The organism is Caldicellulosiruptor kronotskyensis 2002, assembly GCF_000166775.1.
Classification (GTDB): Bacteria; Bacillota; Thermoanaerobacteria; order Caldicellulosiruptorales; family Caldicellulosiruptoraceae; genus Caldicellulosiruptor; species Caldicellulosiruptor kronotskyensis.
This window is the reverse complement of record NC_014720.1, coordinates 2300251-2323286: the sequence shown is the minus strand read 5'-3', so window position 1 is coordinate 2323286 and position 23036 is coordinate 2300251. Positions and strand designations below refer to the sequence as shown.

The 23036-nt window shown below is 37.1% G+C and carries 22 protein-coding genes, 1 other RNA gene and 1 pseudogene; 23 read left to right on the top strand and 1 reads right to left on the bottom strand.

The genetic code is table 11. The annotated features are described in order from the left end of the window. Positions 1-457: 457 nt before the first annotated feature. Positions 458-1645 (bottom strand): ISL3 family transposase, encoded by a 1188-nt coding sequence (locus CALKRO_RS10755; protein ID WP_013431040.1) that lies wholly within the window; start codon positions 1643-1645, stop codon positions 458-460. 244 nt (positions 1646-1889) lie between these two features. On the opposite strand from CALKRO_RS10755, the gene CALKRO_RS10750 reads away from it, so the two are divergent. The 23 genes and pseudogenes from CALKRO_RS10750 (at position 1890) to CALKRO_RS10645 (ending at position 22960) form a co-directional block, all read left to right on the top strand. Further along, positions 1890-3236, top strand: coding sequence for an ammonium transporter (locus tag CALKRO_RS10750; RefSeq protein WP_013431039.1), 1347 nt, complete (start codon positions 1890-1892; stop codon positions 3234-3236). A gap of 45 nt (positions 3237-3281) precedes the next feature. After that, positions 3282-3620, top strand: a complete 339-nt coding sequence (locus CALKRO_RS10745) for a P-II family nitrogen regulator (protein WP_013403998.1) — start codon at positions 3282-3284, stop codon at positions 3618-3620. 392 nt (positions 3621-4012) lie between these two features. Then, positions 4013-4837 carry a nitrogenase iron protein gene (nifH, locus tag CALKRO_RS10740; RefSeq protein ID WP_193345562.1) on the top strand — a complete coding sequence of 275 codons (825 nt, stop codon included), beginning with the start codon at positions 4013-4015 and terminating at the stop codon, positions 4835-4837. 23 nt (positions 4838-4860) lie between these two features. Then, on the top strand, positions 4861-5178 hold the full coding sequence (locus tag CALKRO_RS10735) for a P-II family nitrogen regulator (protein WP_013431037.1): 318 nt from the start codon (positions 4861-4863) through the stop codon (positions 5176-5178). A gap of 23 nt (positions 5179-5201) precedes the next feature. After that, positions 5202-5576, top strand: a complete 375-nt coding sequence (locus CALKRO_RS10730) for a P-II family nitrogen regulator (protein ID WP_013431036.1) — start codon at positions 5202-5204, stop codon at positions 5574-5576. Positions 5577-5613: 37 nt separating this feature from the next. Next, positions 5614-7008 carry a nitrogenase component I subunit alpha gene (locus CALKRO_RS10725; RefSeq protein ID WP_013431035.1) on the top strand — a complete coding sequence of 465 codons (1395 nt, stop codon included), beginning with the start codon at positions 5614-5616 and terminating at the stop codon, positions 7006-7008. After that, on the top strand, positions 6981-8360 hold the full coding sequence (locus CALKRO_RS10720; protein WP_013431034.1) for a nitrogenase component 1: 1380 nt from the start codon (positions 6981-6983) through the stop codon (positions 8358-8360). Before CALKRO_RS10725 ends, CALKRO_RS10720 begins: the two co-directional genes overlap by 28 nt. Before the next feature lie 25 nt (positions 8361-8385). Beyond that, complete coding sequence (locus CALKRO_RS10715; RefSeq protein ID WP_013431033.1) at positions 8386-9675, top strand: nitrogenase component 1; 1290 nt, start codon at positions 8386-8388, stop codon at positions 9673-9675. 1 nt (position 9676) lies between these two features. Beyond that, positions 9677-10477: a radical SAM protein gene (locus CALKRO_RS10710; protein ID WP_013431032.1), complete on the top strand. Its 801-nt coding sequence runs from the start codon at positions 9677-9679 to the stop codon at positions 10475-10477. Between the two features lie 20 nt (positions 10478-10497). Further along, on the top strand, positions 10498-10824 hold the full coding sequence (locus CALKRO_RS10705) for a NifB/NifX family molybdenum-iron cluster-binding protein (protein ID WP_013431031.1): 327 nt from the start codon (positions 10498-10500) through the stop codon (positions 10822-10824). Positions 10825-10870: 46 nt separating this feature from the next. Then, a complete protein-coding gene (gene modA / locus CALKRO_RS10700; protein WP_013431030.1) occupies positions 10871-11656 on the top strand; it encodes a molybdate ABC transporter substrate-binding protein in 786 nt (261 codons plus the stop codon). 41 nt (positions 11657-11697) lie between these two features. Further along, entirely contained in the window at positions 11698-12462 is a 765-nt protein-coding gene (locus CALKRO_RS10695) for a molybdate ABC transporter permease subunit (RefSeq protein ID WP_013431029.1), read from the top strand. A 21-nt stretch (positions 12463-12483) separates the two neighbouring features. Further along, the gene (locus CALKRO_RS10690; RefSeq protein ID WP_041741737.1) at positions 12484-13476 is read left to right on the top strand and encodes a beta/alpha barrel domain-containing protein; all 993 of its coding nucleotides are present in this window, start codon (positions 12484-12486) and stop codon (positions 13474-13476) included. A 148-nt stretch (positions 13477-13624) separates the two neighbouring features. Further along, positions 13625-13933 (top strand): annotated as a pseudogene (locus tag CALKRO_RS14160) (UPF0236 family transposase-like protein); the annotation flags it as partial. Beyond that, positions 13929-14177: a hypothetical protein gene (locus CALKRO_RS14155; protein WP_041741733.1), complete on the top strand. Its 249-nt coding sequence runs from the start codon at positions 13929-13931 to the stop codon at positions 14175-14177. The pseudogene CALKRO_RS14160 and the gene CALKRO_RS14155, both read left to right, overlap by 5 nt. Before the next feature lie 190 nt (positions 14178-14367). Then, the gene (locus CALKRO_RS10675) at positions 14368-15540 is read left to right on the top strand and encodes an ABC transporter substrate-binding protein (RefSeq protein ID WP_013431027.1); all 1173 of its coding nucleotides are present in this window, start codon (positions 14368-14370) and stop codon (positions 15538-15540) included. A 143-nt stretch (positions 15541-15683) separates the two neighbouring features. After that, on the top strand, positions 15684-17615 hold the full coding sequence (locus tag CALKRO_RS10670) for an aconitate hydratase (protein WP_013431026.1): 1932 nt from the start codon (positions 15684-15686) through the stop codon (positions 17613-17615). Positions 17616-17687: 72 nt separating this feature from the next. Beyond that, positions 17688-18695, top strand: coding sequence for an isocitrate/isopropylmalate dehydrogenase family protein (locus CALKRO_RS10665; protein ID WP_013431025.1), 1008 nt, complete (start codon positions 17688-17690; stop codon positions 18693-18695). Positions 18696-18723: 28 nt separating this feature from the next. Continuing rightward, positions 18724-19419: a GntR family transcriptional regulator gene (locus tag CALKRO_RS10660; protein ID WP_013431024.1), complete on the top strand. Its 696-nt coding sequence runs from the start codon at positions 18724-18726 to the stop codon at positions 19417-19419. Positions 19420-19516: 97 nt separating this feature from the next. Beyond that, entirely contained in the window at positions 19517-21742 is a 2226-nt protein-coding gene (locus tag CALKRO_RS10655; protein WP_013431023.1) for a Mur ligase, read from the top strand. A gap of 76 nt (positions 21743-21818) precedes the next feature. Further along, positions 21819-22106 carry a hypothetical protein gene (locus tag CALKRO_RS10650; RefSeq protein WP_013431022.1) on the top strand — a complete coding sequence of 96 codons (288 nt, stop codon included), beginning with the start codon at positions 21819-21821 and terminating at the stop codon, positions 22104-22106. 47 nt (positions 22107-22153) lie between these two features. Next, positions 22154-22424, top strand: an RNA gene (gene ffs / locus CALKRO_RS13365) — signal recognition particle sRNA large type. Between the two features lie 128 nt (positions 22425-22552). After that, positions 22553-22960, top strand: a complete 408-nt coding sequence (locus tag CALKRO_RS10645; RefSeq protein WP_013431021.1) for a hypothetical protein — start codon at positions 22553-22555, stop codon at positions 22958-22960. Positions 22961-23036: the final 76 nt, after the last annotated feature.

The following is a 23036-nucleotide window of genomic DNA, read 5'->3' as shown; positions in this document are numbered from 1 at the left end:
ATAGAGTATTGTAATATTTGTTTAACGAAACACAAATTATACAAATATATATTACTTTTTATATACTATATCTAAAACAATTATAAATTACCTTAAAAACTTTATATAAAATAAAATGCAATTTTGGTATTGACAAATTGCAAAATGAAGAATATAATGAGAGTAAACAAAGAGAATAAAGAAAGAAAGGCAAAGGCGCCTTTCAAAAGGTTGCCTTTGCCTTTTTTAATTACCCAATTTTATCCGTCTTCACACACACTTTTGATTTTTGAATCTTCTCTTTTTAAAAAGGCTCTTTGTCAAGAGTTGGGGTGGGTACTCTGAATGCCCACCTTTTTCAGTTTTATCAACCAAGCATTAATTGTAATATATGCCTATTACAGGTAAATAATTTTAAAAACCTAATATTGCCTTTCCCCGCGACTTTTGCGGGTTTTAAATATTCTCTTTCTAACTCCTAACTACCACAACTGTATAAAATCCTCTTTCTAAATCTCTCAAAATTTCTATATCCAAATGCATTTCTCTTTAAAACTTTTATCTTATTGTTAAAACCTTCTGTTACACTATTTGTATATGGAACATCAAATGAATTTACTATCTCTGAAAACCAGTTCCTAAAAACCTTTATACATCTGCAAAATTCAGAAAGGCCACTTCTCTCTGCTGCCTCTATCCATTTTTTTAATTCAACTTTTGCTTGTGCTGAATTACTGCTTTCCAAAACTTTTCTAAATTCTTCCTTGAGTCTATGCGCTTTCCTTAAATCTCTACTGTACCAAAACATCACTTCTAACTCTTCTCTCTGCTCTGCTGTAAGTTCTTCATAAGACTTTAACAGTAGTTTCCTGCTTCTCTTGAAATACTTCCTTAAATTATCTTCTAATTCCTTTTGTACTCTCTTCCTTACATTTTCTAACGCCCAATACACATATCTTGTAAAATGAAATTTGTCTATTACTATTTTCGCGTTTTTAAAATATATCTTTGCTGTCTCCACAAATTGTCTCCACATGTCACATACAAAATATTTTACTTTATCCCTATCCTTCAATCTCTTAAAATATTCAATCAAAACATCTTGTCTTCTGTCTTTTAAAATTTCTACTATCTGCTTTTTCACAGGGTCCACAATTATACACTGATATTTAGCTCCACCTGCATTTCCTTTGAATTCATCTATGCATATCGCCTCAGAAGAAAAATCCTCTATTTTCTTGGTAGGACTTACCTTATCAAATAACCTCATAACTGTTGTAACTGATACATTTGTCTGTCTTGCCACTTCTTTCATACTGCTTAAGCTACTGAGCTGACTTATAATGTATGCTGCTAATCTATTTGTCATTCTTTGTCGCTTGCCTAAAAAATTTATGTGTTCAAAAAATTTCTTTCCACATTCTTTGCAAACATATCTTCGCTTTCTTAAAACTAAATATGTTCTCTTACCCATTATTGGTACGTCCTTTACTCTTTGGACACGATAATCATGTATCTTGCTTGTGATACTACCACACTTAGGACACTTGTGAGGTTTTTGCGTCTGACTTATGTGCAGTTCTACCTCCTTTTCGCTTTCTACTACTTGGTGGAGAATGATATCTTTTGATTTCAAAAGTTCTGTGATATAATTATGATTGAGCACTTATTCTGGATGCCTCCTTTCTTTTGTGTGTTTTTTTATCTCTAAAAACAATTTTAATTATAGCAGGCATTCAGAATAAGTGCTATATTTTTTCTTTTCTTACCACCCCAATATTTATTATAGAGCCTTTAAAAATTGCGTGCTTTTTCATTATACCAGAGAATCTTTACTTTGAAAAGGGGGCGCAGGGCAAGTGAACAAAGTTGTATCAGTAAAAAGTTAGGTTTAAGGAGGGTTTTTAAAGATGAATAGACTCATTAAAAACTACAAGGCCTTTTTAATCACGGTAGGAACAATTGCAACTTTGCTGCTTGTTACATCAATAGCAAAAGCTGACCAGATTACACCTGAAAAGGTTGCAACAGCAATTGATAATGTGTGGGTGCTTATTACAGCGTTTTTGGTCTTCTTTATGCAAGCAGGATTTGCAATGGTCGAAGCAGGCTTTACCAGAGCAAAAAATGCGAGCAATATTGTTATGAAAAACCTAATGGACTTTGCAATAGGCTCTGTGATATTCTGGCTCTTTGGATTTGCATTCATGTTTGGGAAAGACGCAGGTGGGTTTATCGGTACGTCTGGATTTTTCCTGAATGATTCATTTAAACACTTGGGCCTATCTATTCCGCTTACATCATTTTTGATGTTTCAAACAGTGTTTGCTGCAACAGCTGCAACAATTGTCTCAGGTGCTATGGCTGAAAGAACAAAGTTTATTGCGTATTGCATTTACAGTGCTGTAATTTCGTTTATCATCTATCCTGTTGTAGGTCACTGGGCATGGGGTGGCGGTTGGCTGAGCAAACTTGGATTTATCGACTTTGCAGGTTCTACTGTTGTTCACTCAGTAGGTGGCTGGGCAGCACTAATTGGTGCAGCAATGCTTGGACCAAGAATTGGCAAATATACAAAAGATGGTAAAATAAATGCAATACCTGGCCATAGTATAACCTTGGCAGCACTTGGAACGTTTATATTGTGGTTTGGTTGGTTTGGCTTCAACCCAGGTTCAACACTTTCGGGTATGAATGAAAAGATTGGCGATATTGCTGTCAATACCAACTTGGCAGCTGCGATGGGTGCAAACTTAGCAATGATATACACATGGCTAAAGTACAAAAAACCAGACGTTAGTATGACACTAAACGGTGCTTTGGCTGGTCTTGTTGCAATTACAGCAGGCTGTGCGTCTGTCAACCCATGGGGTGCGGCAATAATAGGCGGGCTTGCCGGAATATTGGTTGTTGTATCTGTTGAATTCATTGATAAAAAACTAAAGATCGATGATCCTGTCGGTGCAATATCAGTACATGGAGTATGTGGTTCTTTTGGGACATTGATGGTTGGACTTTTTGCAACAGAAGGAGGACTATTCTATGGTGGAGGGATAAAGCAATTTTTAGTCCAGCTTGCCGGAGTTGCTTCAACATTTATATGGACTACCGTAACAACCTTTATTCTATTTGCAATAATCAAACTCACAGTTGGTTTGAGAGTCTCTGAAGAGGAAGAGATAGAAGGTCTGGACGTTACAGAACATGGTGCAACAGCATATGGTGACTTTGTAATAAAGTCTCAGGCAGTAAAGTAAGTTTTGGGGTTTAAGATAAATTTTATTTGAAAAGGGTGAAAGTTAATGAAAAAGATTGAGTGTATTATTAGACCTGAAAAGCTTGAAGAGGTAAAGGATGCTTTAAATCAACTTGGGATTAAAGGCATGACAGTGTCACAGGTTATGGGCTGTGGTCTTCAAAAAGGAAGAACTGAATACTACAGGGGTGTTGAGATTAATATAAATCTTTTGCCAAAGGTCAAGATAGAGCTTATTGTAAAGGACTCAGAAGTGGATAGAATTGTTGATACCATTGTTAAAGTAGCACGCTCTGGAAAGATAGGCGACGGCAAGATATTCATTTATAACGTAGAAAATGCAGTGAGAATAAGAACTGGCGAACAGGGCGAAACTGCAATTTAAACCTTCCCTCATCCCTTGAGTTTATAATTTGGCAACAGCAGGCATCCAAAACACCCCCACATTTAATAAAAAGCTTCTGCCTTGCCTCTTGCGCCCCTCTTTTTAAAAAAGTGAATAGTGTGTTTTGTGCCTGCCATTGCCATGTGTTATCGTTATGACAAGGCTTTAGATGTCTGCTGTTGCCCTTTTTCATAGATTTTAGCTCATTCTTCTTGAAAATACAGGGGGAGAAGAATTAAAAGTGCTTCCTCTACCTTGAAGATACTTAGTAGATTTGCACAACTTATCTCCCCCTGCCTCGCAAAAAAATTGATTTATTGTCCTATTTTTAAGTTTACCATATCAAAACACATAATTCAACAATTTTAATCTTGCTGAAAGGAGGCAATTAGATTATGAGACAGATTGCTATTTATGGAAAAGGTGGTATTGGAAAATCTACAACAACTCAAAACACAGTTGCAGCTCTGGCAACTCTTGGCAAAAAGGTAATGATTGTTGGATGTGACCCAAAAGCTGACTCAACACGACTTATTTTAGGTGTCAAGTCTCAGGTGACGGTTATGGACACTGTGCGAGAGGTGGGTGAAAGCAATGTCAAGCTTGACAAAGTGATGTTCACAGGTTTTGGTGGTGTGAGGTGTGTAGAGTCTGGTGGACCAGAGCCGGGTGTTGGTTGTGCCGGGCGTGGTGTGATTACTGCCATCAATCTTTTAGAAGAGCTTGGTGCATTTACTGATGACCTTGACTTTGTGTTCTACGATGTTCTTGGTGATGTTGTGTGTGGCGGTTTTGCAATGCCAATCAGAGAAGGCAAGGCAAACGAGATATACATTGTTGCATCTGGTGAGATGATGGCACTTTATGCTGCGAACAACATCTGCAGAGGAATACTCAAGTTCGCTGAAACAAGCGGTGTTAGACTTGGTGGTATAATTTGCAATTCGCGTAGGGTTGAAAATGAAAAAGAACTTTTGGAAGCATTCTGTAAACGTCTTGGAACACAGCTTATAAAGTTTATCCCACGTGATAATATTGTCCAAAAAGCTGAGATTAACAGAAAAACTGTTATTGAATATGACCCAGGGAGCAATCAAGCAAAAGAATATTTGGACTTGGCAAAAAGGATAATTGAAAATGACATGTTCGTCATTCCAAAACCCATGCCAATGGATGAACTTGAAAAGCTCATTGAAGAGTATGGACTGGCAGATTAGAAAAAAGGAGGTTTTGAATAGTTATGAAGATGATACGAGCAATAATTAGACCAGAGATGCAAGAAAAGGTTGTGAGGGCACTTGACTCAAACGGTTTTGTTTCAATGACAAAGATTGATGTATTTGGACGTGGAAAACAAAAAGGCATCAAAACAGGGAACATCGTCTATGACGAACTTCCAAAGACAATGATCATGATGGTAGTAGAAGATAATGACTGCCAAAAAGTAGTTGATATAATCTTGCAAAATGCGTATACCGGCAATTTCGGTGACGGTAAGATATTTATAAGCCCTGTTGAAGAGGCTTATACCATCAGAACGGGAGAAAAAGGTCTGTAGTAAGAAGGAGGTATTTTTTAAAAATGAAAGAGATTGTAGCTATTATCCGAATGAACAAAGTGGGTGTGACAAAAGATGTGCTGGCTGCAGCGGGGTATCCCGCTGCAACATTCCAAAAAGTCATGGGGCGTGGCAAACAGCGAGGGCTGGTTGGTGAGGTAAAAGCAGTGGAGGTTGACAAAGCTACAGAGATGGTTCTTTCATCCACCGCTATGGAGTTTATTCCCAAAAGAATGGTTACAATCATTGTAGATGATAGAGATGTTGAGAGGGTTGTCAATATCATTACGGCTGTAAATCGCACAGGTCAAATTGGCGATGGAAAGATATTTGTTCTTCCTGTTGAAGATAGTATAAGAATCAGGACAAGAGAAAAGGGCTATGAGGCCCTGATATAAAAAATCCTAATCTTTAAATAAAAGGAGGTTGACAGTCATGCCATTTGTGACTTTGGACTGTGACAGGTGCATTGAAGAAAGAGGAAAACACACATATATAACTGACAGGAACAATCCTGTTGTACCTGTGTGCAATGTAAGAACCATCCCGGGTGACATGACAGAGCGTGGTTGTGCATTTGCAGGAGCAAGAGGTGTTGTTGGAGGACCTGTTAAAGATGTAATTCAGATAGTCCATGGGCCAATTGGCTGTGCATATTATACGTGGTCATCACGAAGACACCTGTCCGATAGTGAATTTCATAGAAAGTATTGCTTTTCAACTGACATGCAAGAAAAAGACATAGTTTTCGGTGGGGAAAAGAAACTTTACAATGCAATAATTGAAGCAAACCAGCAGTTTCCTGAAGCCAAAGCGGTATTTATATATGCAACATGTCCAACTGCCCTAATTGGTGATGATTTAGAAGCTGTTGCCAAAAAAGCTTCAAAAGCAATAGGAAAACCAGTCATTGCATTCAATTCACCGGGTTTTTGCGGTGTTTCTCAGTCTAAAGGTCATCATATCGCAAATCACACAATCTTTGAAAAGATTGTTGGGACAAAAGAACTTGAAGACCCAACACCGTATGATGTTAATATCATAGGCGAGTACAACATTGATGGAGATTACTGGGTGCTTGAGAAGCTATTCACAAAGATTGGCTTGAGGATTATAACAGCATTTACTGGAAACGCTTCTTATGATAATCTGTGCAAGATGCACTATGCAAAGCTCAACATTGTCCACTGCCAGAGGTCAGCAACATACATTGCAAGGCTTATGAAAGAAAAGTACGGCACGCCATTTATCAGGGTAACACTTTTTGGAATTACCGAAACAACTAATTCTCTTAGGGAGATAGGAAAGTTTTTTGGAATTGATAAAAAGGTGGAAGAAGTGATTGAAGAAGAGCTCGAAAGTATTATGTCAAGGCTTGAGTTTTTCAGAGAAAAGCTTCGCGGCAAGCGTGCAATGATTTACGTTGGAGCACCAAGAGTCTGGCACTGGATACCGCTTATGCGTGACCTTGGGATAGAAGTTGTTGCATGTGCTACAACATTTGGGCATGAGGATGACTATGAAAAGATAAACGCAAGAGCAGACGATGGAGTTTTGGTGATCGATAATCCTAACGAGCTTGAGCTTGAAGAGGTTATAGAAAAGTATAAACCCGATATATTCCTCACAGGATTGAAAGAGAAATACCTTGCACACAAGATTGGTGTTCCATCTTTGAACTCACATTCTTACGAAAATGGGCCATATGTAGCTTTTGAAGGTCTGGTCAATTTTGCAAGAGACCTTTACAAGTCACTCTATGCTCCAGTTTGGAAATTCGTTGACAGGAGGTGGGCATCACAATGGCAACAAAACTTGATAGTCCGCTAATTTCGAAAGCAAACAGACATGTTACCATAAATCCTCCAAAGATGTGTCAACCAATTGGTGCAATGTATGCAACACTTGGTATTGACAAGGCAGTACCCCTTGTTCAAGGTTCTCAAGGATGCTGCACTTATGTTCGATACCAGTTCAACAGGCACTTCAAAGAACCTGTGAACATTGCAGTGACATCTTTCCACGAAGATGCGGCTGTGTTTGGTGGAAGAAGAAATCTTATAGAAGGAATAAGAAATCTTGTTTTTAGATATGCGCCAAAGGTGATAGGTGTTGTCACAACATGTTCAAGCGAAACCATAGGAGACGATATAGAAGCTTTTATAAAAGAGGCATATAAAAAGGTGAGAGAAGAACTGGGTGATGAGGTTGCACAAAGCGTATTTGTTGTGCCAATTCATACACCAAGCTATGCAGGAACACATGTAAAAGGCTATGACACAGCAACAATTTCGTATATTAAGTACTTTGCAAAATCAAAAGAACCAAACCAAAAACTATATATTATTCCAGGAATGATTAATCCCGGTGACATCGAAGAGGTAAAACATCTTCTAAATTTAATGGGTGTAGAATACTCAGTTTTATTTGATATTTCAAAAACCTTAAACTCACCACTGATGCCTCCAAAACCGCTCTATCCAGAAGGTGGCACGCCATGGCAGGAGCTTGAAGACTGTGCAAACGGGAAAGCCATCTTAGCTCTTTGTCCTCATGCAGGTGGCACTGGTGCAAGTTATTTGGAAAGCGAGTTTGGTGTAAAAAGTATCCTTGGTCCGTTCCCGGTTGGAGTGGAAAATACAGATAAATTTATTGAGAATGTTGCTTCTATCTACGAAATCGAAATTCCAGAAGAAGTCAAAGTTGAAAGAGGTCTTCTTTTAGATGCTATGGCAGATACTTGCCAGTATACAATGATGAGAAGGGCAGCTGTGTTTGGTGACCCTGACATTGTAATAGCTGTTACAAGGTTTTTGTGTGAACTTGGGATGGATGTAAAGGTGGTGGAGACAGCAACGCCTTCTCCTACCTTTGCCGATGAGATAAAGAAAATCTTTGATGAATATAACATTGAAGGTGAAATTCTTGTAGACAGCGACCTTTATGAATTTGAATACTTAGCAAAAGAGGCAGGGGTTGAAGTCATACTTGGCAACTCAAAAGCAGTTGAAGTTGCAAAATCAGTAAAATGCCCTGTTGTGAGAATAGGCTTCCCTGTATACGACAGGGTTGGATATTTCAGATATGGAATAACAGGGTACAAAGGAAGCATCTGGCTTTTGGATTTGATTGTAAATACAATCTTAGATTATTCTTATCCACATGACAAACTTCACCAGTAAACAAGAAGAAAAGTGGTGAATTAAGATGGCTATAAAAGCTTTTTTAGAGCAAAGACAGGGGCACATTGTACAGAGCGGAATACCTCAGTGTTCAAGACCAACAATTCCAGGTGTGATGTCCCAGCGCGCTTGCACCTATTATGGGGCGCGCTGGGTTCTTGCCCCTGTAAGAAATTCAACTCACATTGTGCACGCACCTGCTGACTGTGCATATTATGGTCAGAATGTAAGAAAGAAGAATTATTTAATACTTTCAACTGATATGAATGAAAAGGATGTTATCTTTGGTGCGCATGAAAAGCTTGAAAGGTGTATTGAAGAAGCAGCAAAAATCTTTCCTGAACACAGTATGATATTCGTATATTCAACATGCACGTCTTCACAGATTGGTGAAGAAATAAAATGGGTTGTAGAGAAAGTAAAAGAAAAAGTACAAAAACCTATCATTCCTGTTGAGGTTCCTGGGTTTGGAGGGTTTTCGCAGTCAGACGGGCACCACATAGCTCAGAAGGCTATTATAAGTTATCTTTCAGAGTATTGCAAAAAAGAAAGTACACAGCCATTTTCTGTAAACATAATTGGTGAATACAATGTGGCAGGAGAGACGAGGGTTATAAAAAAACTTTTAGAAAAGATAGGAATAGAAGTTATATGCAGCTATACAGGTGATTGTGATGCAGATCTTATGCAAAAAAGCACATCTGCTGCATTGAACTTGCTTGTTTGTAAAAGCTCTGGGCTTTTGCTTGCTCAGTTTATGAGAGAAAGATACTCTATTCCTTTTGTAGATGTTTCATTCTATGGACTTAGCAATACTGTAAATTCTCTTAAAAAGATTTCGAAGTTTTTTGGTATTGAACATAAAGTAGAAATGGTCATTTCAGAAGAGTATGAAAAAATAAGAGATAAGCTTGAGAAATATAAAAAGAAAATTTTTGGCAAAAAAGCAATTATTCTTCTTGGAGGTTCAAGGATAGGTTTTATGGCTGGTGCGTTTAAAGAAGCAGGACTTGAAATCTGTGTATGTGGCAGTCAGTTTGGATGCAATATCGATTATGAGACAGCACGCTTTGAACTTCCTTCTGCACTTTTTATCGATGATTTTAATTGTGCAGAAATAGAGGAAATTCTCTTGAGAATAGAACCTGATGTATTTATTGGCGGAACAAGAGAATGGTATCTTGCACACAAGTTTGGAGTACCTTTTTTGGTATTTCCTCAGGAGACAAAACCATATGCATGTTTTGAAGGCTTTTTAAACATGTGTGAAGATTTGTTCAAAGAAATACATGCACCTGTATGGAGGTTGATTTGAGATGGAAAGTAAACTTCTTGGTCACCCATGTTTCAATAAAGATGTCATATATAAAATTGGCAGAATACATCTTCCTGTTGCAAAGTCTTGCAATATCAAATGTAATTACTGTGACAAGAACATCTCATGCATAAACGATCACCACCCTGGCGCATGCTCAAAAGTATTAACTCCTCAAGAGGCGCTTTTAAGGTACAAGGATATCACAAGCAAAGACCAAACTATAAAGATAGTAGGAATTTCTGGACCGGGCGATCCTCTCTTTAATCAAGAAACATTTGAAACTTTTGAGCTTATAAGAAATTATGATGCTCAGGCAGAGTTTTGTATAAGCACAAATGGACTTTTATTAGAAGATTTGGCGGAAGTGCTTTTAAATTACAATGTCAAATATGTGACAGTCACAGTCAACGCAGTAGATAGCAATATTGCTCAGAACATTTATGAATTTGCCATGTACAACGAACTACTATATTTTGGCAAAGAGGCGGCTGAGCTTATTGTCCATAAACAGCAACATGGTATCTACAAAGCATCCGAGTTTGGACTTGTGGTGAAGGTAAATACAGTTTTGATACCTGGAATAAATAGCCATCACATTGAGAAGATTGCTGCAAGAGTCAAAGAACTTGGTGCTACGGTGATGAATATAATGCCGCTCATACCCTATGCAAAATTTTCTGATATTGAAAAACCATCTTGTAGTGTTCTTGCTCAAGCAAGAGAAAAGTGTAGTAAAATAATTCAGCTGGTGACCCATTGCAAACAGTGCAGGTCGGATGAAGCTGGATTGCTTGTGTGAAAAGAGGTGGTGATAAAAAAATGAAGAAAAAAAGAGTGGCAATTGCAACGAGTGATGGAAGACTTGTAAATAGGCATTTTGGAAATAGTGAAAATTTTCTGATAGTTGACCTTTTCAGCGATGGAAGCTGTGAACTTATATGTGTTAGAGAATTTAAAGACAAAGAAGAAGATTGTTCTAATGAACAGAGGATAGAAAAGAGAGTGGATATGCTAAAAGACTGTGATGTAATTGTAGCAAATAGAATTGGGCTTTGTGCATTGGAAAAACTTTCAGACAAAGTTGTATTGGAAAGACAGGGGTTTATAAAAGATGCCTTAAAAGAGATTGTAGAGATTTTTATGTAAAGCAAACTGATTATGCATTTTGCAAGATGAAAGGAAGATGCAGGAAATGATAAAAAAACTTTTTATTTTTAAGATGCGATGTGTCTATTTTTTTATAATAGCATCTTTTTTATTCTCAACAGTTTCTAATGTATCTTTTAGCAAAGATAAAACCAAAAAAGAAAGTTTGATTGTTTTTGTTCCTAACACATTGGAAAGTATTGTAAAAGACATTTCTAAACAGTTCGAAAAACAAAAATCATGTAAAGTTGTTTTCAATGTTGCAGGAACACACGTGCTTGTTACACAGCTGAAAAATGGAGCAATGTGTGATGTATTTTTTTCAGCAGACAGAAGGTATATTGATAGTCTAAAAAAGGCCAAATATATAGATAAATACGAAATTTTTGCTAAAACAAAACTCTGTGTTATATCAAGTTCCCCAAGTATAAAAAAGTTTGAGGATATTTCAAAAAAGGGGATAAGGCTTTGTATAGCTGATCCTGTGTCTCCCATTGGCATGTATACAAAGATGCTAATTGACAAGATAAAAAATGATAACAAGAGTCTTTACAGCGGTATAATAGCCAACATTATTTCGCAGGAGTTTGAGCTCACTGATGTAATTCAAAAAGTAAAGGTTGGTGAAGCTGACGCTGGGATTGTTTATTTTCCTGATGCAAAGCTTACAAAGCTCAAGATAATAGACATTCCAGATAAATATAATGTAGTTGCAAGCCACTATGTTGCAGCTGTAGAGAAAGCTAAAAATCCAAAGTTTGCAAAAGATTTTATATCTTTTATTAAGACCAAAACCATTGCAAAGCTCTTAAAAGAAAAGGGGTATGAATGATTGGTCTTTTTTAAATAATGCAAAAAGTGTGTGAGCTTGATATGAAAAAGATATTCTTTTTGTCAGTACCGTTTTTGCTGTTTTTACTCTTGCCTTTTATAAACCTTATCTTTGTTGTGCCATATACTACATTAATAAATGCTATAACAAAAGAAGAGACCATAACTGCATTTGGTCTTTCATTTTTTACTGCTGCGATTTGTTCTGCTTTAGCATTTTTGCTGTGCACACCGTTTGCCTATTTGCTTTCATCTTTGAAAAAGAAAAATGAGTTTCTGGAGATTTTAATTGATTTGCCAAATGTTCTACCGCCAATCATAACAGGAGTTTTGCTTCTTTTACTTTATGGAAGGATGGGTTTTTTAGGCAGGTATTTGAGCAAAATTGGTTTTGATATTCCATTTACTACATCTGCGGTTGTCCTTGCCCAGCTATTTGTTTCGATGGGATATTATTTAAAAGTTTCATATACTTCATTTTTAGCAGTGGATAGACAGCTCAAAGAAGAAGGGTACATCTTAGGATTGGATGAACTGGGGCTTTTGTTTAAAGTGTATTTGCCTGTTTGCAAGAAAGGGATTGTGATAGGGATACTTGGGACCTTCTCACGAGCCCTTGGTGAGTTTGGGGCAACAGTTGTTTTTGCGGGGAATGTTTACGGCAAAACTCAAACAGTTTCTCTTTATATTTATAAGCTTTATGCTCAAAATCAGGATGAAGTTTACTGTGTAAGCTTTATTGTGATAGCCATCTCATACCTTCTACTTTATATAACCAAAAAATTTTTAAACAATGTTGATTATTAAAATTTTAGAAGATAAGAGGAGATGAGGACTGTGTTCAAAATTGAAAATGAGGAATATGAAGTTCTAACAAAAAACGCCCCAAATTATTTTAAAAATATTTTTCCGTACACCTCAATACCAAAGATACCTTTTGAAGATACACCCGTTCCTTTAGATATTCCAGAAACTCTTTGCATTTCAGATAGCACATTCAGAGAAGGTCAGCAAGCAATTTCGTATATAGGAGAAGATAACGTGGAAAGAATTTTTGAATATTTCCATTATATAGATAACGAAACTGGAATAATAGAATACTCAGAATTTTTCCTTTATACAAACTATCACAGACGATGCGTTGAAAAGTGTTTAAAGAAAGGGTTCAAATTCCCACGGGTGGTGGGGTGGGTGAGAGCTAAAAAAGAAGAGCTAAAGATCGCAAAAGAGTTGGGGCTTGATGAGGTTGGAATTTTGATGTCAGCATCAGATTATCATATTTACAAAAAGTTTGGCAAAACAAGGCTTGAAGTTGCAAAAGAGTATATAAATATAATTGAAGAAGCTCTGGCTTTGAACTTAAAACCAAGAATTCACCTTGAGGATATTACAAGAGCTGATATCCAAAACTTTGTTATACCTTTTATTATGTTAATTGAAAGTAAAACAAAAAACGAGGGCATAGATATTCGTTATAAACTTTGTGATACATTGGGATTGGGTGTTCCATACGAGTATGCAAGCTTGCCACGAGGTGTTCCAAGGCTTATATACGTCTTGCGGCTACATTGCGGTCTTTCCCATCAAAGACTTGAATGGCACGGTCACAATGATTTTTATAAAGCCCAGGCAAACGCAGTATGTGCATGGCTGTTTGGAGCATCAACTGCAAATTGCTGTATCAGGGGCGTGGGTGAGAGAACAGGCATAGCTTCTTTTGAAATGCTTCTTTCTGATCTTATTCAAATAAAAGAAGAGATTAGATTAAAACTTAATTTAGAAGCGTATTGCGAACTAAAAAGATTTTTAGAAAAATTATAATATCATTAAATTTACTTAGTGTAAAATATTTATAGGACATTGGATGGAAAAAGCTCCCTCCTCTTGGTAGAAGAGAAAAAATGAAGTAGAATATAATGATGAAAAATAAAAAAAGAAAAAGGAAAAACAAACCAAAGGAGGGAGCAAAATGACTGAAAATATTGTATCAAAAATAGAAGAACTTTTAAAGACTTTTGAGGAAGGATTAGAGAAGATAGTGAAAAGGGAGAAGGATTTAGCGGAATATTCAATTGAACTTAAGAAGCAGTTAGACCTGATAGGCAAGGAGATGATAAAGGAAGCATGTGAACTTATAGATGAATCATTGAAAGTAAACGAAGAGAGGAAGAAGAGGTATGAGGTTGTGAGGAGAGACAAGAGGGGTTTAAAGACAATATTTGGTTATATTGAATATGAGAGAACATATTACAAAGATAAGGAATGCAAAGGATATGTGGGGGGAAGGGGATTATGATTTTGAACTTATGAATGTATATTTAAGAAGTATAAAGTCGAAAAATTTAGATAGGCAAGAAGTTAAGGAAATAGCAAAAGGAATTATAAAGAACGTGAGAAGAGTACGAAGAGATACGGGGAAGTTGAATAATATACCAATTATAGCAAATGGTAAAGTTAACCAGTTACGAAGAGCATTAAAGTTTTTGATTAGTTGTAGCTTCTATAACGCAGGTATATTCTGATAAAAATTTTTTCCTACAAACTCTTGACACTATCCACATCACTTTAAATATTGAAAACTATAAAAGATTATGCTAAAATACTTTTATCAGAACTTGACAAAAAGGCAAAGGGGCCATAAAAGCAGGGTTACCTTTGCCTTTTTTAGTATTCAAATTAAATTTATTATGTTAATGGGAGGATGGTAGCACTATGAAAAGATTGACCTTAAAGAATCTGGTTGGTATTACGGTAGTTTTGGTTTTATTAATTTCTCTTTTTACCAGTGCCGAATCTTCAAATACAAAAACTATTCGACTTGGTGTGAATCTTGAACTATCAGGCAGTGTTGCACAGTTTGGGCAGAGAAATTTGGAAGGACTTAAAATGGCAATTGAAGAAATAAACAGTAAGGGTGGAGTTTTAGGCAAAAAAATTGAGCTTGTGATTTACGACAACAAATCAGACAAGACAGAAGCATTGAATGTTGCCACAAAACTTGCTACAAAAGAAAATGTTTTTGCAATGTTAGGACCAGTTACGTCAGGTGCAACAAAATCAGCCTCTGTTGCTGCGCAGCGTTATAAAGTACCTTTAATTTCTTCTACAGCAACAGATGACCTTGTCACAGTAGATGAGCGAACAGGTAGAACAAAAGCGTACATTTTCAGAATTTGTTTTAATGACTCATTTCAGGGCAGCGTGATGGCAAACTTTGCTCTAAAGACGTTAAAAATCAAAACTGCAGCTGTGATATACGATGCATCTTCAGATTACAGCAAAGGTCTTTATAAGAATTTCAAAGAGGCATTTACAAAAGGTGGAGGAAAGCTTGTAGCTGAAGAAGCATTTTCGAAAGGTGAACAAGATTTTAATGGAATATTGACAAAGATAAGAGACAAAAAACCGCAAGCTATTTTTGCCCCTGTATACTACGATGAAGCAGGACTTATCATCAAACAGGCAAGAGAGCTGGGGATGTGGATACCTATTTTAGGTTCTGACGGGTTTGACGACCCGAAAGTTATAGAAAAAGCAGGCAGCAAATATGCAACAAATGTATTTTTCTCAACACATTATTCCTCTCAGGACACAGATAAAAAAGTGCAGGATTTTAGAAAAAGATACCAGCAGAAGTATAAGATTGAACCTAACGCGCTTTCAGCACTGGGTTATGATTTGGGTTATTTCATTGCAGATGCAATAAAAAGAGCGAATTCTACAACAGACAGGGAAAAACTTCGCAAAGCACTTGAAAACACCAAGAACTTTGTGGGTGTTACTGGAATTATCTCAATAGATGCAAAACATAATGCAAAGAAGTCTGCGGTTATAATCGAGATAAAAAATGGTGTTCAGAGATTTAAACAAAAACTAAATCCTTAAAAATTTTGTCCCCTTTCTGGCATAAAGCCAGGGAGGGGATTTTTAAATTCACGCTCTTGTATACAGGTATACTTTAATGCTATAATATTATAAGGTATTTTTAACAATTACAATCAAAGCTTTTTGGGAGGTTTAAAAGCGAAATGGGTTTGACAGTTGCGCAGAAGATTATAAAACAACACTTAGTTAAAGGTGAAATGATACCAGGAAAAGAGATTGCAATCAGAATTGACCAAACACTTACACAGGATTCAACTGGTACAATGGCATATCTTCAGTTTGAAGCAATGGGTATTGACAGGGTAAAAACTAAAAGGTCTGTTGCATACATTGACCATAATACACTTCAGACAGGGCCAGAGAATGCAGATGATCATCTATACATACAAACTGTTGCAAAAAAATATGGTATTTACTTTTCAAAACCCGGTAATGGAATCTGCCACCAGGTACATCTTGAAAGGTTTGCGGTTCCAGGACAAACACTTTTGGGCTCAGACAGCCACACACCAACAGCTGGTGGAATAGGCATGCTTGCAATTGGTGCAGGTGGTTTAGATGTTGCAGTTGCAATGGGTGGTGGTGAATATTACTTAATTATGCCTAAGATTGTAAAAGTAAATCTCAAAGGCAAGCTTCAACCTTGGGTTTCTGCAAAGGATATTATTTTAGAGCTTTTGAGAAGGCTTACAGTAAAGGGTGGCGTTGGCAAAATTTTTGAATACACAGGTGAGGGTGTAAAGGCTTTATCTATACCAGAGAGAGCCACGATTACAAATATGGGGGCAGAACTTGGAGCAACAACTTCTATATTCCCATCTGATGAGGTGACATACGAATTTTTGAAGGCACAGGGAAGAGAAGCTGACTTTGTTGAGATTCTGCCAGACCCAGATGCACAGTATGATGAGGAGATTGAGATAGATTTATCGAGTCTGGTACCGCTTGCAGCATGCCCGCACAGCCCTGACAATGTTGTGCCTGTGAGTGAGTTAAAAGGTATAAAGGTTGACCAGGTTGCAATCGGAAGCTGCACAAACTCATCTTACAAGGACCTCATGAAGGTGGCAAAGATTTTGGAAGGAAAAACCATTGCAGAGCATGTATCGCTTGTCATATCTCCAGGGTCAAAACAGGTTTTGAACATGCTTGCTCAAAACGGTGCACTGGCGTCAATGGTTGCAGCAGGTGCAAGGATTTTAGAGTGTGCTTGTGGTCCTTGTATAGGCATGGGTCAAGCACCAAGAACAGGAGGCATTTCGCTCAGAACATTTAACAGGAACTTTGAAGGAAGAAGCGGTACACCTTCTGCCAAAGTGTACCTTGTTTCTCCTGAGACTGCTGCAGCTTCTGCCATCACAGGTTATATCACTGACCCAAGAACCCTTGGCGATGAGCCAGAGGTTGAGATGCCAAAAAGTTTTCTTATAAATGACAATTTAATAGTGCCACCTGCTGAAAATCCTGACGAGGTTGAGGTTATAAGAGGACCGAATATAAAACCATTCCCGCAAGGGAAGCCTTTGCCAGATGTTGTTGTGGGAAAAGTCTTGATAAAGCTTGGAGATAATATCACAACAGACCACATTATGCCGTCTAACGCAAAGCTTTTGCCATATAGGTCGAACATTCCGTATTTATCTGATTACTGCTTGACACCATGCGACCCTGATTTTCCTAAAAAAGCACGTGAAAATGGTGGAGGGTTTATAGTTGGTGGAGTAAACTATGGACAGGGGTCATCAAGAGAACATGCAGCGCTTGTGCCGCTTTATTTGGGTATAAAAGGGGTTTTGGCGAAGAGCTTTGCACGAATACACATGGCAAATTTGATAAACAACGGAATCATACCAATGGTGTTTGAAAATCAGAATGATTATGATACAATTGAAGAGATGGATGAACTTAAAATTGAAAATGCAAGAGAACAGATAGAAAAAAGTGATGTTTTAATAATTGAAAATGTCACGAAAGGATTAAAGTACAGAATGATTTTAAACCTGACAGACAGACAACGTCAGATGATTTTGCATGGCGGGCTTTTGAACCTTACAAAAGCTATGGGGATGAAATAAGATAAATAAAAGAGGGGAGTTTAATCCCCTCTTTATTAAAGTTATCAAATTTTAATGTTAGGAGGACTAAAGATGGCATACAGAATTACACTTATTCCTGGCGATGGTATAGGACCAGAGGTTACAGAGGCAGCAAGAAGAGTTTTGGATGCATCGGGTGTAAAGATAGAGTGGGAAGTTGTGGAAGCTGGCGAAAAGGTTATGCAGGAGTATGGGACGCCACTTCCTGACCATGTTTTGGAAAGTATAAAGAGAAATAAGGTTGCACTAAAAGGTCCTATTACAACACCTGTTGGGACAGGGTTTAGAAGTGTTAATGTTGCACTCAGACAAGCGTTAAACCTTTATGCAAATGTAAGACCTGTAAAGTCTTATGAAGGTGTTCCTTCAAGATATACAAATGTGGATTTGATCATTGTAAGAGAAAATACAGAGGACCTTTATGCAGGTATTGAATATATGGCTGGCGATGATGCGGCGGTTGGTGTTAAAATAATAACAAGAAAGGCAAGTGAGAGGATTGTCAGGTACGCATTTGAGCTTGCAAGAAGAGAAAAAAGAAGAAAGGTCACAGCTGTTCATAAAGCAAATATTCAAAAACTTACTGATGGGTTGTTTTTAGAATGTGCAAGAAAGGTAGCGCAGGACTATCCGGATATAGAATTTGAAGATATGATTGTCGATGCAATGAGCATGAAGCTTGTCCAAAGCCCGGAAAACTATGATGTTTTGGTTATGCCAAATATGTATGGAGATATTCTTTCTGATCTTGCAGCAGGACTTGTGGGAGGGCTTGGTATTGCACCAGGTGCTAACATCGGCGAAGATGGGGCGGTATTTGAGCCAATCCACGGCTCTGCACCAAAAAGAGCAGGACAGAACTTGGCAAATCCAACTGCAACTATACTTTCTGGTGTTATGATGCTAAGGTACTTGGGCGAGCTTGAAGCAGCTGATAGAGTTGAAAAGGCGGTGGCTAAAGTTATAAAAGAAGGCAAAGAGGTTACATACGACCTTGGAGGCTCAACAGGTACAAAAGAGTTTGCAGATGCAGTCATCCGCGAGATGGAAAGGATATAAAAAATAAAGAGTTTGAAGGTGGTTTTTGATGGTATATAGTTATTCAGATGATAAAGATGCAAGATATTCTCCCTTATATGAGAAGATTTTTGAAGTGATAAAAGAAAAGATTTTAATGGGAATTTTAAAGCCGGGAGACCCTCTTGTTGAAGTAAAACTTGCTGAAGAACTTGGAGTTTCTCGAACACCGATAAGAGAAGCTCTGCGCCAGCTTGAACTTGAGGGGCTTGTATATTCTATTCCTCACAAAGGTGCGTTTGTTGCAGGTGTTACTGCTCAGGATATAGAGGATATATACACAATCAGGATGCTTTTAGATGGACTTGCTGCGCGCTGGGCTGCCCAGAAGATTACAAAAGATGAAGAAGATGAGCTTACTGAAATTATAACTCTTATGGAGCTCTATACAAAGAAAAAAGATATTCCAAAGGTGATGAAAACTGATTCGCAGTTTCACCAGCTCATTTACAAAGCATCGAAGAGCAAACCGCTTGAACATGTTTTATCCACCTTCCATAGCTATATAATAAGGGCAAGAGCAACCTCTTTTGAGACACCAGGAAGGCTTGAGGAAGCTATGGAGGAACACAAGCTCATATTTGAAGCAATAGTCAGCAGAGACCCTGACAAGGCAGAAGAGTATATGAAACTTCATGTTAAGAACGCAGCAAAAAATCTAATTGAACAAAAGAAGAGTGAAGAGAGAACAGTAGCAGGGAAGTAAGCACTTTCCCTGCTTATTTTTTTTGCAGGTATTAGTCTTTTATGAAGGGGGAAGAATACAAAATAAAAAGTAAAAAAGGAGAGAAACTTTTACTGTCATGAAGATTGAAAGTATGAAGGTATACAATCACAGAAATATTTACTCAGACAAAAAAGTTGTGGTATTAAAGGTAAAAGGAGACATTGAAGAGGCAAGAAACTTTGCAAAGCTTTGCATCCATATTCAAAACCTTATAGGATACAACTTGGTTGAATACTGGGAATGCTTGAGCGTGGAAGATCATATTGATGTTTTGATTGAACATGACAATCAGATGCTTGTACACAAGGTCATAGAGTTTGCTTTAGAGTGCATAGAAAAAGGGTTTGAACCTGAACATTTTCCAGACAAGATTTCAAAGTTAAAAAAGCTCACAATTGAGACAGAGCTTTCGCCAAATACAAGACTTTTGAAAAATGCCTGTATGAAAAGAGGTATAAAGTTTACAAGGATTGGATATACAGATACATTCATGCTGGGAGAGGGAAAGTATGCGAAGCTTTTTGCATCCATTATAAGTGATCATGACTTTAGCAGAGTTAGTCTGTCTGAAGACAGGGAACTTTCCCGAAGGTTTTTAAAGCTCAATTCTTTTCCTGTTGTGCCGTTTGATGTGGTCTTTACATCTGACCAACTGATGGACAGCATAAAAAAACTGGGTTTTCCAGTTTCGATAAAAGGCTGCAGAAAAGACTCTCCAAATATAGGGAATATCAGAACAAATCAACAGGCGTTGGAAGCATTTGATATGGTAAAAAGCCTGGATAGCAGAGTGATAGTTGAAAGGTATGTGCCGGGTAAAAGCTATAAAATCCTGGTTGTAAATGGGAAAGTTGTAGCAGCTGTTGAAAGAACCTCTCCATACATTGTAGGCGATGGTAAGAGAAGAATTTCAGAACTTTTAGACCAAGGTGAGAGAAATAATAAATATATTCAAAAGAATATTTTAAAACAGGGATTTACTTTGGACGATATTTTGCCCAAGGGAATGAAGGTTTTTTTGAAGGAACCGACCAGTTTTAAAACAGGATGTATAACCACAGATGTTACGGAAAAGATAGCATACGAAAACCAACAACTTTTTATTAAGATTGCAGAAAAGTTTGGGTATGTAGTGACCATTTTAGACTTTGTTACAGAAGATATTTCGCTGCCATATTCGGTGGTAGGAGGATATGTTGTTGATGTTGAGACAAATTGTGACCTTCGTATATTTTCGCAGACATGCAACTGCGATATTTTCAATACTATTTTGGATGTATATTTTGAAAAGATGCCCAATCCAACTGTGCCGATAATTGCTGTGTCAGGGACATATGGAAAAAGCACGATATTGCAAATAATGAAGTACATTTTACAAAGATGCGGTTTGGAAACATCCATTGATAGTGAAATTGAAAATTTCTATCTAAGAAATTTTGGTGACTTGTCTGACATAAAACTTGTTGAATTCAATCCAGAAAAGTGTATTGAGGAGATAGAAATAGAACCCGATGTAGGTATTATTACCAATACATTTTCTCAAAATCAAATAGAAAGAAACCTTTTGTTTTCTAAAAGTATTAAGGAAAATGGATATCTAATTTTGAACATCAACGATGCTTATAAATATCTATACAGTGCAAAAGCCAGATGTAATATTGTATTTACATCTATTTCAAATCATCATCCAGATTTAAAGGCTCATATAGAGATGAAAAGACCCTGTGTGTATCTTGAAAATGATTTTGTGAAGATTTTCGATGGTCAGCAGTTTTTTTCATTATGCAACATTAAAGAGATTCCGTACTCATATGAAGGCAAACTTATGTTTGCAGTTGACAATATTCTCCAGACAATTGCAGCATTATATTTTTATGGTGTTGACAGCGAGATTATATATAAATTTTTGACTGAGTACAAGAATGATTCACATCAAAATCCAGGAAAATTTAATATATTTGATATAAATGGTGTAAAAGTAATTATTGACAGTGTTAGTAAAAAGGAACATATAAAAATTCTTGCTTTGAGCCTAATCTCAATAGGAATTAAAAATCTTTATTTTGTATGCGAAAAAGAACAAGAACAAATTCTGGACTTTATAAAAGACAAAAGTAAAATTATATGTAAGCATATAGAAAAATTTTCAGATGTAGTTGAAATGGTATCTGAGGGCATAAAGAAGGCAAAAAAGGGAGATGGTGTTTTTATCATTCTGCCAGAACCTTTAAATAGAGATGTTACGTTTGAGATAAGAGAGGCACTGGCTAAGAGGAAGAAGAATTTTGTGAACAATGCTTGAAAAACACAATAAAGTTTAGTATCATATCCACTATAAGAAGTTCTAAAATTTATGGTGATTAGGAGTTGATTTTGCTATGGGCTTACCACAAGTGTTTAAATATAGAGGGAGAGAGGTTTATAAAATTAGAAATAACCTTATCCACTATGGAAATCCAGACGACAAATTTGTTGCTGTGTTTGTAGTGCTGGGGATTGAAGAATATAAAGGATACAAGATAGCATCACCTATTTCGGTTGAACTTCAGATAAACAATCCAAAGCTCACTGTCAGAGAAAGAGTTGTGAAAAAAGCTGAAGCAGACAATCTTTACAAAGCACTTGAACTTGCTCATGTATGGCTTGTTCAGGCAAACGGCAAGTAAATTTTGGCAGTTGATTTTAGAAGGTTTTAAGAGTATAATAGAATTGGCTGTGCTATGACGGGGAGGTAGCGGTGCCCTGTAACCCGCAATCCGCTATAGCGGGGTCGAATAGCCAGACTGAGGTATAACCCTTTTGGCATTGAGGGCAGGCCGGGGTGAGGATGGTTGTGTCCTGCGCAACGCGAGGGCTGTGAACCCCGCCAGGTCCGGAAGGAAGCAACGGTAAGCAGTTTTTCGCGTGTGCCGCAGGGGTGCATAACAGGAGCCTGTCGGGTCTGCTATTTCACCAGGAGGGTTATATCGAAGCTGGTTGCACAGCCATTTTATTTTTGTCTTTTTCCAGGAATAAAAATCTAAAAGTAAATAATTTTATTGACAGGTACTTAGATTTAGAATATAATATAGAAAAGTATAACAGAGGTTTACAAAGGGAGGATAAGATACAAATGATAGTTCTTGAAGGACATGAACTTGTGACCTCCCAAGCACTGACAGTTCTAAAACCCTATGTGGGCGAAGCCCATCTTATCTCAAGTATTCTTGTTCTTGCACGCCTTCTTGAACTTGAGAGGTTTTCTTTTTTTGGTTCTGAAAAGGTTTACCAGCGACTCAAAAAACTTTTTTTCCCAAACGTTTGCGTTGAGTTCTGGCAGGAATCTCTTGAAGTTGTGTTTATCGATGTTACTACTATAAAAAACCACTTTGTAGATTTAAAACATTTTAAAGCTTGGAGTGAGGCTTTGCATGCAAACAAAAAAATCCTGCTCTATGAACTTTTCGCAGAAGGAAGTTTACTTTTTGACTTATGTAGCTTTATTTTAATTTCTGATGAGATATTCAAAGTAGAATCATAGTAAAATTGGTCTAAAAAAACAAGGGAGATTTTGAAAAGTCTCCCTTTTAAATTTTATGTAAAGTAGAGTATAATAA